The following is a 16,242-nucleotide window of genomic DNA, read 5'->3' as shown; positions in this document are numbered from 1 at the left end:
TTCGGGACCTGATGGATCAGCCGCGGAAGGTTATTTTGAAAGCCGGAGCGTGTGCGTTCGGCGGAGCCATCGGTAGATCGATCACCAGAGCGTTTGCCTCCTGGCGGAAGGCGCACGGACGCTTCACGCCCAGCAGGTTCACGCTCTTCACCTTGCGCATGTCCTGTCCGCCTTGCTGCGCCAGCGATTTGATGGCAACGCTGCCCTGCGGCACGCCGAGCGTTATGGCGTAAAGCGTCTCGCCCTTCGTGGTGAAACGGATATCCTGCGGCGTATAAAGCGTGCCTTCCTGGAAAGCTCCGGCGGCGCCTTCCGTCGGCCCCTCCCCGAAGATTTTCCATGGGCGGGTGCCATGGATGGCTTCGCTGTTGACTTTCATCCACGCCGCAAGGTCTACCAGCATCTGTTGAGACTCCGGCGGCAGGCTGCCGTCGGGATACTGGGCGATATTGAGCAGAAGGTTGCCGTTCTTGCTGACGATGTCGCTCAGCATGTGAATGACTTCCGCGCCGGTTTTATAATTATAACCGTCGTTGTAGAACCAGTCGCCATTAGACGTATCGGTCTGCCACGGGAATGGACTGATCCCTTTCAGAACACCGCGCTCGACATCCTGAACGCAGGCTTCCCTGTCGAATTCGCCGGAGCCTCCGTCCTTGCAGTTATAGACAGCTTCGTTGCGGCCCGCGTGGGCAATGCTTTTGTTATACATGTGCGCGATAAGGCTGCGGCCGACGACTCCGAACGGCAGTCCACCATCCGAATAGAGCAGGTCCGGTTCGTAGCTGTCGATCAGATCCCGCATCCGGTTGTACCAGATCTGATGAAACTTCGGATTGGTGGTGTACCAGGTGTCGGCGTGACCGCGGTAGGGTTCGTTGTGCGCAGGGTGATACAGATCGGCGTTCTTGGGATCGGCGCCGTCGTAATTGGCACCAAGCTCAGGCCAGTACTGGTTGAACAGATGGCTGGTGTAGAACCAGTTGTGGCTGGCGCCGAGGTGTTCGGAGACACCGAACCGCAGGCCGCGCTTACGGGCGGCCGCCGCCCAAGCGCCCACTATATCCCGCTTCGGTCCCATGGCGACGGCGTTCCACCTGTGGTGCTTCGAATTCCACAGGTCGAAATTGTCATGGTGCACGCCCATGCTGACGAAGTACTTGGCGCCCGCGGCAACGTACTGGTCCATCAGGCCTTCAGGATCGAACTTCTCGGCCTTCCAAAGGGGAATGATGTCCTTGTAGCCGAACTTCGACGGCTCACCGTAGGTTTTCACATGATGCGTATTTTGCGGATGCCCCGGTGAATACATGTTCCGCGCGTACCAATCCCCAAGACGCGGCACGGCCTGTGGGCCCCAATGCGACCAGATGCCGAGCTTGGCGTCGCGGAACCAGCCGGGCGTCTGGTAGGTCTTGAGCGACTCCACGGTCGGCTTGAACGGCCCAGCCGCCATCGGCAGGTCGTACTGGACGGGCGTTTCCGTCTTGCAGGCTTCCGCTACGGTTTCAGCCTGCACGGTCGTCGCTGCCGCCGTACCAAGCGCCGCCAGGAGAGGTGCACCCAGGAGTGCGCGTTTTGTCAGATGGGCCATAGTCTTTCCTGATAATGTGCGTTTCTGTCCCTCCCGGTCGGCACTGGAACGCGTATGTAGGCAGCTCGGGACACCGCCATTAATTTGGTTGATCGCCTACGGTTTTCGGACGCTCCTCCTGCCTAGACGAACTTCGACAGCAGGCGGATATAGGCCACCTGATAGCCGTTGGAGACCTCAGTGATCGGCCAGGAATTCAACGGCCAGCCATCATTGAAATCCTTGTACGACTTCTGCTTGGGCTGCGCGTACGGCGGCTTCGGCCGGGTCGTCCCGCACGCCGAACTGATCGACGGGCAACGGCTGTCCCAGTCCCACTGGGTCTGGTTCGGGCCGCCCGGGATGAAGCCCGGCGGCGGGCCGTAGGTCGATGTAGCGGCACTGTCCCACTTGGCCGAGCCATCGGAGAACCAGGAATGGAATATCTGGTTGGCCGAGTTTTCCGCCCCCAGGCTGGACATATTGGTCAGGTAGCACAGCCCCAGCGGGTTCACGCCATGAAGGTAGTGGATGTAGTGCGACGCCGCATTGAGGTTGTCGGCCGTGGTATGCACCGTACCGAGATTGTGAGCGTTCAGCGCGGTAAACAACAGGCCGACACTGCTCTTGATGGCATTGCTGCCCCAGACATAGTCGTTGAGGAAGGCCATATACGGATCGGCCTTGGTTGTGATCTTGCCGCGGGTCCACTCGGAATTCACGCCGTTGAGGTAGTTGCTGCGGATCGCCGCGGCGACCGATGAGGTTGCGCCGGCCAGGTCGGCGTAATGCAGAAGGGCGTCCTGCAGGGTGACCTCGTAAGGCGAAGCGTAGTTGCCGAACCGGATCAGATTGGCTTCGGTATAGTTGGCATCGACGAAGCTGCGGTAGGCGGTGTTGCCCGTCGCGTCGTAAAGGTAGACCGCCGCCATCAGCTTGGCCATCAGGCGTCCGCGATCGTCCGTTTCCTGCCCGCCAGCTCCAAGCCCCTGCGACCCGTTGGACGCATCGTTGTTCTGGAAGATGACATTCGGATTGGCGACGGCCCAGTTCCAGGCATTTTCTGCCCGTGTCCGCAGGCCTGAAGCATAAGTGGCCAGCGCCGGAATCGCGCCCAGGACCCTGGCGCCCAAAGCATAGGCCGCAGCGGCATTGAGGGTGGCGGAAGTACTGGCCGGACCATAATAGCTTGCCCCCGTGGCCGCCGAGGGCGGAGAGGCATGGCTCATGCCGACGATCGACAGGACTGAACCGTTCGACTCCTGCATACGGCTGAGCCAGTCCAGGCCCCACTTCGCCTCATCGAGAATGTCCGGGATGCCATTGCCCGATTCCGGGATATTGTAATCGTCACTCCAGACGCCGGGGTTTTCCTTGTAGGCAAAAAGCAGGAAGGCAATGTAGCCAGCCGTCCAGCTTGTGTACTTGTTAAAATCGCCGGCATCGTACCAGCCGCCGGACACGTCACGTTCGGTCGAGGCATCGGTCTTGGCGCTGTACAGGCGGGCATTCCTGTCCTGCCCCGGCCCGACGTGCGATGCGCCGTCAGCCCAACCGGCGCCAGCATGCACGGCCAGCTTTTCCTGTCCGGCGCGTTGATAGTAGAAACAGCGCACGGCAGCTTTGAGCACTGGCAGATAGACGTCCGCGGCGATTTTGAAGGTGTAGGACTTCACGTTGCGCTGGGCATCGCGGACAAAATACTCGCCCGGCGTAGTGACGCTGCTGAAATCGAAATGCCAGGCCTTGTCGCCGGAACTGGTATCGGTCGCGCCACCGTTCCAGGCCACTGGGGCGGCGCTGTAGATCGCTGCGTTCGTCGCTGCGTTGACCACCTCATAGACCGTGCCCGGCATAAACGAATCGGACGCATCGAAGCTGATGATCGGCGTGCCGTCGGACAGAGTCCCCACGGTGTCACCCTGGGGATCGCGAACGATGGCGATCTTGGTTTGCGACGGCAGGTAGCCGAACTGATCCACCACGATCGGAATACCGAATTGCATGGTGGCGGGCTTCACTGATGCCGAAGACGATGAGGACGACGAAGAGGAGGACGAGGAACCGCCACCGCCGCCACCACCTGAGCTGCCGCCACCTCCGCCGCCGCAGCTCATGAGCCCCATCGGCACCAGAGCCACGCCGGCTGCCAGTAGAAGTTTGCGGCGATTGCTGTCAAAACCCTGCTTCATCTGTCGTTCCATCCTGTTCGCGTTGTCTGAGCGGTCTGTCGTCGCCACTTTTTTATTTCGGTCTCAACGGCCAGTCGTCACAACATCCGAGCGGCTTTCCGGATGATGGCAGCAAAGAGACAGGTTACATCTCTGCCCGCGACGTCACGTGGCCCGGGCACAATATTATCACATATAAAATATAGTTTCAAGTGTGAAAGCGCATTTGTGGCGCCGGTCGGGATGGCTATGGCATGCCGGGAATGTACGGACCTGACAGCAAGTCCGTACTTCACCTGTTGCGATTGGCTTATTTCTTGCCGGCGCCGATGAGCAGGGCATCCAGCATCGCCTGATCCTTGACGGCAAGCGTCGTGCGGTCGATGAGGCCGCCGGTGTCCCAGAAGAAGGGCGCGGCGCCGTTGGCGAGCGCCTTCTGGGTGACATACTTGTTCCAGAAGTCCACAGAGGCGTTGTGCTTGGCCATGTCCAGCGGCTGCGTTTTGCGCCACGCGCCGTACTCGCCGATGATGACCGGGACGCCCTTGTCGACAAAGTTTGTCTTCATCGCCAGCATCTGCTGGTCGACATAGGGCTCTTCGCTATGTGTCGAGTTGCGGTCCGGCTCGATGGTGGAATGATTGCCGCTGCCCCAGTAGTAGAACATCTTGCCCCAGGACTCGTCCTTGTTGATGATCATGAACTGCGACGGGGCATAGTAGTGGACTTCGAACATCAGGCGGTTCGCCGCTGTGTCGGTGGGCATACCCGGCCATATCGACACGGCTAATTCGGTGTTGGTTTGCGGCGACTGGACAATGAGCGTGCGGTAGGCATTTCTGCCGCCGGTCGACCGCACGGCATCGATAAACGTCTGGTGATAGCTGACCAGGACGGTCGTGTTCGGCGCCGTACTGGCGTCAGGCTCGTTCGCGCTGGCGAAGATCAGGCGCTCATCGAAGTCGCGCAGGTGGGTGGCGATCTGCTCCCAGAAGGCTTTCTGCTTTGCGTTGACCGCGTCCTTGCTGGCGGCATCGATATGCTTTTCCAGCCATCCGCCGTCCCAGTGGATGTTGAGCACGACGTACAGGTCGGCGTTGATGCAATACTGCACGACGGTTTTCACGCGGTCGAGCCAGGTGGCTGAAATCTGAGCTGTGGTCTGGTTCGCGTACCCGTCCCATGCGCAAGGCAGGCGGATGGCGTCGAAGCCCAATGCCTTGTACTTATCCACCAGCGCCTGGGTGATAAGCGGATTACCCCAGACTGTTTCGCCGCCGATGGCCTCCATCGTATTCCCGATGTTGATGCCCAGCTTGATCTTGGCGGAAATCTGCGCCGCCGTGCTGGTCATGCCGGCCGAGTTGGCCGTGATCGGGCTGGTATTGTAGCTGGGGTAAAGTCCACTTGAAGAAGAGGAAGAGGAAGAGGAAGAAGAGGAGGAGGACGATGAGGACGACGAGGATGATGAACTCGAGCCACCTCCCCCGCCGCCACCTGAGCTGCCGCCACCTCCGCCGCCGCCGCCGCAGGCAATAAGTGCGATAGGCAGAAGGCTGCTGCCGGCTGCAGCCAGTAACTTGCGGCGATTATATCCGGTTGACGACGTCATAACTATTATTCCCCGAAAAACTGCATTTTTTTGTCATCGGCGCCTGATGCGGCGACCTGTTGGCGCACGACTCCCATGCGGAAGCCGAACGTGGGATGCTATAAAGCCGCCGCAGCTCGATCCATTCAAATATAAAATATGCTTTTAGTCGTGAATTGTTCAGCAGTGTTGTGCCGTTGTCACAAATATCCCCTTGGGAGGGACTCTGCGGCGAGTGCCGCAAAGCCCTGCCAGGGATGGGGCTAATCCTTGAAGAAGGCAGCGTTGCCCCATGTAACCACAGTCGGGACCTTGGTCTTGCCAGTTGCGCCACGCGCCACCAACTCGACAATTTTTACACCGGCAATATTGGCCTGCAAGGTCTGCACCGGCTGGCCGAAGCGCGCCGGCCTGGACGTTGCCAGAAGCTTGCCGTCGCCATAGACGGAGAAGGTCACGGCATCATCCGTATCAAAGGTCGAATCGTCAACCCCGACCTCAGCGACGAAGCGGCGGAAGCCGCCATCGGCCCGGACTTCGAACCGCGAATTGGCCAGAACGCCCAAACCCGTCTCGTACATGCGGCCGTTGACGCGCAGCGCCTGACGGTACGGCGTGGCGTCCGCCTGGGCGCCGCCCCAGCCGGTATAGGCGGGCGGTTCCCCCGTGTCGGTCGTGCCTGCCCAGGGATTTTTCATCCGATGGATGGTGGGATCCGGCTGTGGCAGGTTCACACCGTCAACGGCAGGATTCACACGGCCGGGCATTTCCGACAGATAAAGACCATCCGTCAGCGCCCGTGCGCCGGTGGCGTCGAAGATAAGGGTCTGCCGCGGGTCAAGATGCAGCTTCGTTTCGCCGGTAAAGGCAGGCAGGCTGCTGCCGCTCCACAGGTCCTTGAGCGCAACCGGTGCGTTTCCTGCGAGTTTCAGGTGACGGGCCGTCAGGGTGACGTCAGTTGCCTCAAGGCCACGATTAAAGATCGCCACAGCCTTGTGACCGTTGCTGAGCGTTTTGACCAGAATCTGGACGTCGTCGCTGTCATAGGCCAGCACGGCCTGGTTGCCGGCCGGATCCTGGTTGACGGCAATGATGTCGCTGTTGCCCAGGATATTCATGAGCGATTGCGGCGCATTACGCAGATCGTAGCCGATCAACAGCGGCGCCGACAGCATCGACCACAGCGCAAAGTGCGACTTCGCCTCGGTCAGATGGTGCTCATCGAAGTCGCCATGACCGATGAACAGCATGTCGGGGTCATTCCATGAGCCCGGATGGGCGTACAGCGCGCGATTGGCCGCGCTGTCGAAATTGGCCAGCATCCGCGTCCAGTTCGGTGTGATGTCGTCGCTGGTGCGTGACAGGTTGCCGACGTCCTTCGCCCAGGCGCGGACATCCGCCGAACCCCAGGCGCAAATGGAAAAGATATAGTCGCCGTCCGGGTTTTCCCGGCGCATCGCATCGGCAACCTGCTGGTAAAGCTTGCGGACCGCAGGGATGTCGGTGCGGCGGATTTCGCTGAAGTCGATCAGCGGCCCCAATGCCCGGTATTGGCCGGCCTTGACGCGTCCATTGTCCGGGCCGAAAGCCCGGATGCCGCAGGCGTCGACCTTGATATAGTCGAACACCCATTCGCCGAAATACAGCTTAATGTCCTGATCGACGTGGCCGTATAGTCCCACCTCGCGCTCGGCGACCGTGCCCTCGGGCAGGTTTGGCGTATTTGGGCCGCCAAAAGCCTGGGAACAGTTATTGGCGCCGATATCCGAATAAATGCCGGCCTTCAGACCCATGGCGTGGATGCTGTCGGTGAACGGCTTGAAGCTGGTCTCTTCCGCCCCGCCGACGGCGGCCGAAGGAAAGAGGGAAGTTCGCACGATCATCCGTCCGTCGGTCGTGCGTCGCTTCAGCCACCAGCCGTCATCGATATTGATATAGCGGTAGCCTTTAGCCGCCAGGCCGCTGGCGACGATGACCTTGGCGGAATCGAGAACCTTGGCTTCGGTGATATCTGTATGGAAGGCGTTCCACGAATTCCAGCCCATGGGCGGTGTCGCGGCCTGTCCCGTTGTCACCGCGCTCCAGCGTCCCGTTGCCGCCAACGGATCTGTAGCGGCATAGGCCGCGCTGCTGCAAATGAGTGCGAGTACGAGGCCACTCACCAGCCCGCGACCAAATCGTGTCATGACGTTTTCCAAAAGTTTTGTCCATCTTGGGCATGGGCGCGTGTGAAAGGCAATCTCACGCGCCCCCATGCGCCTATTTTATGTCGATAGCGAAGGTCGAAGCCGGAAGATCGCCAGCGTCGAAGAGGTTGAGAATAGGCGCGTCCGACCACCCGAAGCGGACGGATTTCGCGTCTTGGCTGCCTTCGCCCGGGAGGACGACCGAACCCGCTTCGATATGGGCGCTGGCGAAATGGCAAGATGCCGCGCAGACCTCGAAGCCCAGCAGATCCTTGCCTCCGTAGGCCTTGAGGGTGCCGTTGACATCGGAAAAGTCGACAACCAGATCGTTGCCGCGGCGATAGGCGCGTTCCGGGCGTGGCCCCAGTTTCAATGCTTCGCCATAGGCCACCTTGCGCGCGGCCAACGCCAGTCTCAGACCGACCTGGCGCTTCTGCGTCGGATGAATGTCGAAGCGGTCGCCGACGTCATAGCTGACGGCCATGCCTACGCGCTTGTCATCGCGCTCGAGGCGGCGCTGGATATCCCGCACCTCGCCCCAGCCCGACGCGTAGGGCACATCCTGAGACGAACCAAACGCGCTTAGCTGAACCGGAAGAAACGGCAGATCCGGCGCATGGAATTGCGCGCGCCAGTCCTTCACCAGGGCCGGCAGAAGCTTGGCGTATAGCGCCCCGTTACCCGCGTTTGCCTCACCCTGATACCAGGCAATGCCTTTCAGGGTGTAGGGCACCAGTGGCGCAATCATCCCGTTATAAAGCACGGACGACCCGCCGGCTTCCGCCCACGGCGCGGTCGGTGCGGCGCCAACGGTTCTGATATCGGCGCCGATATGGTATCGCCACTCCGAAGACAGGACGACACGCGCGCCATTATCGAGCATCAGTGCGCGATCGGACGGTGCGCCATGAAGGCCGCCGCCGCCGCCGGTATCCAGAACCCGGATGGCGATGACGTTGGCGCCGGCCTTCAGCACACCTTTGGGAAGGACGTAATGACGTGGCCGGTCCCAGCCATCTGTCGCGCCGACCCATTTGCCATTCACCCAAGTCGTGTCGGAATCGTCCACCGGGCCTAGGTCGATCGCGACTGCGTGCGCGGCCTGCTCAGCCGTCAACGTGACGGTCTGACGATACCAGACGATGCCGTCGAATGCTTTTAAAGCGTCAACCCCGCTGTTTTCCCACGCGCCCGCCGCAACCAGGGTTGGCCACGTCGTATCTGGAAATTTCTGGCTCGACCACTGGCCGACCTGCGCGAAATCGGGATCGCGGGTGCGCCACCAGGCGTCGGTATAAGTCTTCCAGTTTGCAAGCGCGCTTTTGGGATCGGTGCGGTACAGATCCATGACCTTGAGGTTTTCGCGCATCTCGTCAATCGATGCCAGCCCCTCCGGGCTTGTCCACAATTGCGATGCCGTTCCTCCCCAGGACGCGTGGATCATTCCCTGCGGTACGTGGTAGGTTTCAGCGAGTTGCCGCGCCATGAAATAACATACGGCGGAGGTATTGGCGGCCGACGCCGGCGACGATACCTGCCACTGCGTCGGTCTGGCGAAACCGGTAACCGGCACCGGCTGTGAGTTCCGCGGCACGTCGAAAATGCGCAGCGAGGGGTTGGTCGCGCCGGCGGCCTCCCCGTCCCCGTTGTTTGCGTCTTTGAGCGCAAACTCCATGTTCGACTGGCCGGAACAGAGCCAGACGTCTCCGATCAGAATGTCCTGCAAGGTCTGTGTATGGCCACCTGTGTCCGTAAGCGTCAGCACATAAGGGCCGCCCGTCTTCTGTTGCGGCAGCGCCAGCGAAAACACACCCGATGCATCCGCACGTCCGCTGACATTTGCCAGGACCTGGCTGCCGCTCGACAGCTTCAGGCTCACCGTCGCGTTGGGCTCGGCCCGTCCCCAGACCGCTACAGGCTTATCCCGCTGCAATACGCCGTGGTCGGTGAAAATCGGCGCCAGCCCGAAAGCCGCCTGCGCCTGAGCGCCTGCGGCTGCAGCCAGCGCGAGCGCGCTTGCGATTAATCCTGCGGTGACCCGGTATTTCATTGCACTCATTCCTTGAATCGAAAATGTTTAAAACGAGATCGCTTCCAGCCGCAAGGTTTGCAGTGGCAGCCCTTCGACCTCGATTTCGACTTTAACCTGTCCGGCGCTTGTGCCGGCCTGGATAGCCGCCACGACCCGGCCATGGAAAGTCATGCGATCGCCGGACTTGAGGCTGGACACGTCCTGGGGATCGCCGTTGCCAAGTCCCGCCAGATGTCCGGCCCCCAGCACGCGGACCTTCACCCGGCGTTCGTCGCCACGCGCATAGACCGGCGTGCCATTGGCGTCGAACAGTTCGATTGCCACGTAGGCAAGGTCCTGGCCGTTGGCTGTCAGTTGCGTGCGATCAGCCGTGACTTTCGCAGTGGCGGGCGCGCCCGCCGTCTTAAGCTCCCAACGCCCGGCTTCCTTGCCGCCGCTATAGCCGACAGCCAGCAATTGGCCGGCCTGGTATGGCACCGAATAGACCGCCTTATATTCCGTTGCCACGCTGGTCGCCTTGCGGCCAAGACTCTTCCCGTTCAGGAACAGTTCGACTTCCGGATATTCGGAATAGACCACCACCTCCTGCGGTTTACCTTCCTGTCCGGGCCAGGTCCAGTTGGGGTGCACATCGTCCAGCGACCAGTCGAGGTGCGGCGGCGTTGTCGGGAAATGATCCCGGTCGGGCAGGTCCTCGGTGCCCTTGGGTTGCTTGACGAAGGCCGATACCGGATTGATGCCGGTCTTCCACAGGACTTCCCGGTAATAGGCCGCGGGTCGTTTGCGGCCGGTGGCGTCGATTTCACCGCAATAGGCCAGGTTCCACGGGTAAGGCCCCAGCTTTTGCCAGTCCTGGCTATAGCCCATCCATCCTATGCCGGCCTCGCCAAGATAGTCGACGGCTGTCCAGACAAAGTCTCCGATGACCCAGGGCTTGGTCTCAACGGCACGCCAGTAGGAAAACGCGTCCTTCGAAACCGACTCAGAGGTGTAGATGACCCGGTTGGGGAAATTCTTGTGCTCATCATCGAACTGATGCGCCTTGTAATTATAACCGGCGACGTCGAGCTGATCGAACTGCAATGAACTCTTCGGCGGATCGGCATTCACGCCTTGGGTGACCGGCCGCGTGGGGTCACCAAGATGCACGCGGCCGGCCAGTCTCCGCGCGGTCGCAACGCCTTCCGGCGTTCCGTCCTCGGGGATTTCGTTGCCGATACTCCAGAAGATAACACTGGGGTGGTTGCGACCGCTGGTGACGAGACTGTCGATATCCTGCGCCCAGTTGTCGGCGAAGAACCGGGTGTAATCCTGGGCGCGCTTGGATTTGCCCCAACTGTCAAACGCCTCATCGATAACCAGCATCCCCAACTCATCGGCGGCTTCCAGCGTTGCCTGGCTGGCCGGATTGTGGGCGTTGCGGATGGCATTATAGCCCGCAGACTTCATCAGCGCGACCTTGCGGCGATCGGCGTCTGGAACACCGGCCGCGCCCAGCATGTAGTTGTCGTGGTGGATATTGCCCCCGCGCAGTTCCACGGGCTTGCCGTTAAGCCGCAGGCCGTTGACGGCATCGATCGTGACCGTGCGCATGCCAAACCGCGTCCGGCGTTCATCGACGATCACGCCATCGACGCGCAATTCCTGAACAAGGGTGTAGAGATTCGGCGCATCCGGTGACCAAAGCGCCGGACGGACGACATTGAGGCGGCTATTCAGTTCAATCCTGGCCTTGGCGCCGACCGTCTGCTTTTGCGAGGTCTGCGCGACCGTTTCGCCTGTGTGCGAAACCACCTTCGCTACCAGTTCGACCTTGGCCGGCTTGGCGGCGCAGTTGCTGGCGGAGGTGTCGACGGCCACGACACCAGCCTCGCCGGTGGCGACAGGCGTTGTCACGGATACGCTGTCAGGCGCGATATGCACACAGTTCAGCACGTCCAGAGTCACCGGCCGGATGATGCCTGTGCCTGCGTACCAGCGTGACGACGGATCGGGATGATTGACCCGGACAGCGATAACATTCTCGCCGGCACGAACTTTTCCGGTCAGGTCAACCGTGAAGGCTGTATAGCCGTACTTATGCGCCGCCACCTTTTGCCCGTTCAGCCAGATATCGGCATCCATATAGACGGCTTCGAAATTCAACCGAACGATACGGGCGGCTTCATCGGCGGTCAGAGTCAGGTTACGCCGGTACCAGCCGATGCCGCCGGGCAGATAGCCGGAATCCTGACCGGCCTCAGCCTTTGCATCGAAAGGCGCCGAGCCATCGGGTTTATCCATGATGGACAGGTCGTGTGGCGTGGAAACGCGTTGCCAGCCCTGATCATTGAATGCCGGCCGTTCGGCGCCCGCAGCCTCGCCGCGATGAACCCGCCAATCCTGCGACAAACTGCGCGTGTCCGCCATGGCCGGAAGCGCCAGACAGGCCATGGCCACCGTCAGCATCAAGCCGCGCGCCGCGGAGCAACCCGGCCGTTTCCAATATCCCGTCATCATGTTCACTTTCCTGCTCATTGTCCTGGCGCCTGGTCGGGCACGCCGACAACGACTCCGCGTCCCGCAATATAGACGAGTCCGAAAACCCGTGGGTCGCCGATCAGCATAGCGCCACTGCCATACTGATGGGCGTCGTCATTGATCCGAAGCCAGGACTTGCCTTCATCCGTCGAACGGTAGATGCCGAGTTTTCCCTTGTAATGCCCCCAGGCGAACACCGTCGGATAGTCTGCACCATCGGCTGCCTTCCCGAAACCGACGCCCGAAACCTCGGTGAACCCGTCGATCTGCTTGAATTTTGATTTTGCGTCGCGCGCGTGGAAAATTCCCCAGGGGCCCGGCAGCCAGATATCCCGTAGACGGCCCGGCACGGCGCTCGCCTGCACATCTTGCTGCCAGCCGTCGAGTTTCGGCAGTCCTGCGGCAAAGACCTGGAAGGTCGCGCCGTTATCGGCACTTGCCGACATGTCGCCGGTGTCCCGATTGTAGATGTAATAAACGCCATCCACCGCCCGGTCCGAGAATGGGCGCAGGGCACGGTTGAGGCGAGGCGCGCCGGTGGTCGGTTTCCACGTCTGGCCACGATCGATCGAATAGTAGACATCGCCCTTTCCGGTGGCCCAGACCATGGAGGTCCCCCTGGCCGAAACGGCAATCCTGCCGGGCGCATACCAGCCTTTGTCGTCATGCAGAACCAGGGGCGGCTTCGATGGCACATCGCGCCAGGTCTTGCCGTTATCAAGCGAGTAAAACGCATTGGTCTTGGCGCTGTCGCCGTCTGCCGTTCGCACCACAAAACCCGGATTGAGTTCAGCGAAGTCAACCGTGCGGTTGGATCCAGCCGCAGGCTGGTAATAGCCGCCATCCAGACCCGGCGAGTTTTCGAAATCGAGGTGGCGGAAGCCGCCCACATCGCCGACCGAAACGATCAGGTGCGCGCCGGCAGGTGGGCTGACCATGTCCAGAACCGCCATCTCCTCGAAATTCTCGACGTCGAAGGACCAGTTGACGGTCTCCTTGCGATCCGCGGCGGTCAAGTTACCGGTCATCCAAAGCCCGGCGCCTGTGCCGTAAATTGCCTCGTCCGGATTGAATGGATTGATCTCCACGTCCCAGATCCAGCTCCCCATCCTTTCCTCGCCCTTGTTGTCGGCCAGTATCCAGGGGAAATGCTCAGCGGAGTGTTTTGACAGCGGGGCTATGTCGGTCCAATGCTTGCCGCCGTCGGTGCTGCGGAAGATGGTGTCGCCGCCTCCCCACCAGCGATTGGCTGCCGAAACGACTACTGTCCCCGGGGCGGTGGCAGCTGCGCTCACGCCGGCATAGCAGAAGGTCGGACCGCCATTGCCCGGCTTTTGCGGTGTGATGTCGCTCCATTTCTTGTCCGCCAGACTGTAGGCGTAGACGGCGCCGTCACGACAATCATTAGGCCCGGGATGGTCGGCAAAGGTGACGTAAAGCGCCTTTCCTGACGCGTCAAAAGCCGCGTGATGCGCGACAAAGCCCTTGGGTGTGCCGGCCAAAACCGTCCAGGTGTCACCGCCGTCGTTGCTGACATAGAGGTTGCGATCCTTGTTCTCCGTCCCGGCATATATCGTCGGCGTGGCTGAACCCTTTTCAGCGGATTTCGAATCGAACTGGACAAATGTCACGGCTGTTTCAGGGAAGGACGTCACCTTCGTCCAGGTTTTCGCCCCGTCCCTGCTTTTCAGCAGTCCGTCCTTGGTTGTCCCCAGCAAGAGAATGCTGCCCAGGTTGGGGTCGACCTGCATGCGCTCGCCGGCGCCCCGGCCATTCTCGTTTCCGCCCAACTTGACCGCAAGCTCTGAGGATTCCCAGGTCAGGCCGCGATCATTGGATCGCCACACCGTGCCGTTGCCGGCCCATTGACCTGTATAAAGACCCGTGGCCAGATACACCTTGTTCGGATCACGCGGATCAAGCGCCAGGCTGAGGACGCCGAAGTCGTCACCCCGAACCATGCCGTCCTGAAGTGGAAGCCAGGACTTGGTCGCCGGCTCCCAGCGATAGGCCCCACCGATATCGGTGCGGGCGTACATCAAGCCCTTTTCGGTCGGATGATACACGAAGCCGTCGACGAACCCGCCCGCCCCCATCGGTGCGGTCGCCCATATGTAGGGCTCTGATTTGATCTTCGCTTCCTGCGCATGTCCTGAGGCGCCACCCAGAAAAGCTATGAAGCCGACGCAAAGTAAGGCCTTGGCATCCTTTGGCGTTTTCATGATCCTCACCTTTTGTTTTTATTTGATCTGGCTGTTTAATCACCGGAGTACGGACAGTCAGCAACATGATGCCGTACCTCATCCGCGTAGGAATTTATCATGACGGGGTAAGGTGTTCGGTCGCTTCCTAGTGCAATCGCTGTCACGTCCTTTTGCTCTGGCCCCGGATAAACTGCACCGTTCAGGGGGCCTTGCAGTACTGATTGATGAAATCCTGATGCGAAGTGACGGCCTGCGCCGAACGTATGATCTCTTCACGGCGCGATTCCATACCCTTGCGGACCTGCTCCAACGGATGGAGATCAGCCGCTACGGCGTAGCGCGCTGGAATGGCGCCGTTGCCCAGCAGGATTGCGAGCCAACTCGGCTCCATATAGGACTCGAGATCACCCAGCGCGATTTGCCCGCTGGCGTTCCAGACCTCAAGCTTGTGCCGAAGGCTGTCAGGTATCTCGATGTTACGGCACGCCGCCCACAATGGCTCGGGGCGGCGTGAGAGGTAATAGTGCGCAATGATGAAGTCGCGTATGCGCTCGATCTCGCGGGTGGACATGCGATTATATTCGTCGCGCAAAACGGGGTTGATGGTCCCGTGGGGGAAGAATTGCAGCAACTTCAAGACCCCCTGGATAATCAACTGCAGGCCGGTCGACTCCAGCGGTTCGAGAAAGCTGGAGGCAAAACCGATCCCTATACAGTTGCGGTTCCAGAACTGCTTGCGATGCCCGGATGTAAAGCGGAACACCCTCGGCTCAGCCAGCAGTTCGCCGTCGATATTGCTTAGCAAGGCGTCACGCGCCGCATCGTCGCCCCAGAGATCCGAATTATAGACCATGCCATTGCCGCTGCGATGTTGCAGTGGAATAGACCATTGCCAGCCCCCGGCGTGGGCAGTGGATCGCGTAAACGGCATGGGCGTGCCGGTACGTTTCGATGGGACTGCCATGGCGCTGTTGCAAAGCAACCAGCGCGACCAGTCAACGAATGGCGTGTCCAACGCCTTTCCCAGCAGTTCGGACGCGAAACCCGTGCAATCCAGGAACAGGTCGCCGGAAACCTTAGTGCCATTGGCAAGATGGATGGCGGTGATATTGCCAGAGGCGCTATCCAGATCGACGTGCGTCATCTTGCCTTCGATACGCTGCACGCCCAGCCCGGTCGCCACGTCCCGCAGATAGCGGGCGTACAATGTGGCGTCAAAATGATAGGCATAGTGATAGCGCGAATTCTGCGGATCCATAGGCGCAAAATTGTTGTTCTTGGCCACGGCGTAGGCGAACGAATAGTCATCGATCGGATGCTCATCGCCGGATTGCCGCAATCTCAGCCAGTAGTGGTGGGTCGATACCGCGTCAACTTGGCGACCATAATCGCTGAACGCGTGGAAATGCCGGTTTCCGGCCACGCCCCAGTCGCAAAATTCAATGCCCAGCTTAAACGTGCCCTGGGTGCTGCGAATAAAGTCATGTTCCTCAATGCCGAGCAACGCGTTGCAGAGCGCCAGCACCGGGACCGTCGCCTCCCCGACGCCTATGATGCCGATTTCCTCGGATTCAACCAGAGTTATGCGGACTTGACTGCGATCCGTCTTCCTGGCCAGCAGCGCAGCCGCGATCCATCCCGCCGCGCCACCACCCAATATGACGATTTCCTGTTGCTGTACGCTATTCATAAACATACCTCGCCATGAACGCATCCGACGCCATGTCTGGCGAATGGGTTCAGGCTATGCGGGGGTTGGATGTCGGTCAAGTCGCGTAAGCCGCCGGCGATAAGCGATCGAGAAGGCCCGGCAGCTAGAGCGATATACCAAAAAGTGTGCAGCGTTTTTTGGCCAAATATCGCGACAAAACAAAAACCTAGAGCATGATGCGTTCAACCTAAATGCATCATGCTCTAGACTGTACTTATAAAAGGAAGGGCGCTTCCTGATGAAGCGCCCTTCCC

Annotated in this window: 8 protein-coding genes; all 8 read right to left on the bottom strand. The window is 60.4% G+C overall.

Annotation, left to right across the window (positions count from 1 at the left end; all coding sequences use genetic code 11):
• Positions 1-16 precede the first annotated feature (16 nt).
• Complete coding sequence (locus tag AC1DON_RS03330) at positions 17-1,594, bottom strand: alpha-L-fucosidase (protein WP_476933306.1); 1,578 nt, start codon at positions 1,592-1,594, stop codon at positions 17-19.
• Between the two features lie 122 nt (positions 1,595-1,716).
• Positions 1,717-3,765: a glycoside hydrolase family 9 protein gene (locus AC1DON_RS03325; RefSeq protein WP_476933305.1), complete on the bottom strand. Its 2,049-nt coding sequence runs from the start codon at positions 3,763-3,765 to the stop codon at positions 1,717-1,719.
• A gap of 289 nt (positions 3,766-4,054) precedes the next feature.
• On the bottom strand, positions 4,055-5,098 hold the full coding sequence (locus tag AC1DON_RS03320; protein WP_476933304.1) for a glycoside hydrolase family 5 protein: 1,044 nt from the start codon (positions 5,096-5,098) through the stop codon (positions 4,055-4,057).
• Between the two features lie 500 nt (positions 5,099-5,598).
• Positions 5,599-7,521, bottom strand: coding sequence for an NPCBM/NEW2 domain-containing protein (locus AC1DON_RS03315; RefSeq protein ID WP_476933303.1), 1,923 nt, complete (start codon positions 7,519-7,521; stop codon positions 5,599-5,601).
• A gap of 73 nt (positions 7,522-7,594) precedes the next feature.
• Positions 7,595-9,571, bottom strand: coding sequence for a sialate O-acetylesterase (locus AC1DON_RS03310; protein ID WP_476933302.1), 1,977 nt, complete (start codon positions 9,569-9,571; stop codon positions 7,595-7,597).
• Between the two features lie 27 nt (positions 9,572-9,598).
• Complete coding sequence (locus AC1DON_RS03305; RefSeq protein WP_476933301.1) at positions 9,599-12,052, bottom strand: glycoside hydrolase family 2 TIM barrel-domain containing protein; 2,454 nt, start codon at positions 12,050-12,052, stop codon at positions 9,599-9,601.
• Between the two features lie 14 nt (positions 12,053-12,066).
• Complete coding sequence (locus tag AC1DON_RS03300) at positions 12,067-14,295, bottom strand: exo-alpha-sialidase (protein ID WP_476933300.1); 2,229 nt, start codon at positions 14,293-14,295, stop codon at positions 12,067-12,069.
• A 181-nt stretch (positions 14,296-14,476) separates the two neighbouring features.
• Positions 14,477-15,967, bottom strand: a complete 1,491-nt coding sequence (locus AC1DON_RS03295; RefSeq protein ID WP_476933299.1) for a tryptophan halogenase family protein — start codon at positions 15,965-15,967, stop codon at positions 14,477-14,479.
• Between the last annotated feature and the right edge of the window lie 275 nt (positions 15,968-16,242).

The sequence above is a fragment of the Asticcacaulis sp. P4_H10 genome (assembly GCF_056400965.1).
The sequence above is the reverse complement of the archived record's forward strand: the minus strand, read 5'-3'. Positions and strand labels throughout refer to the sequence as shown.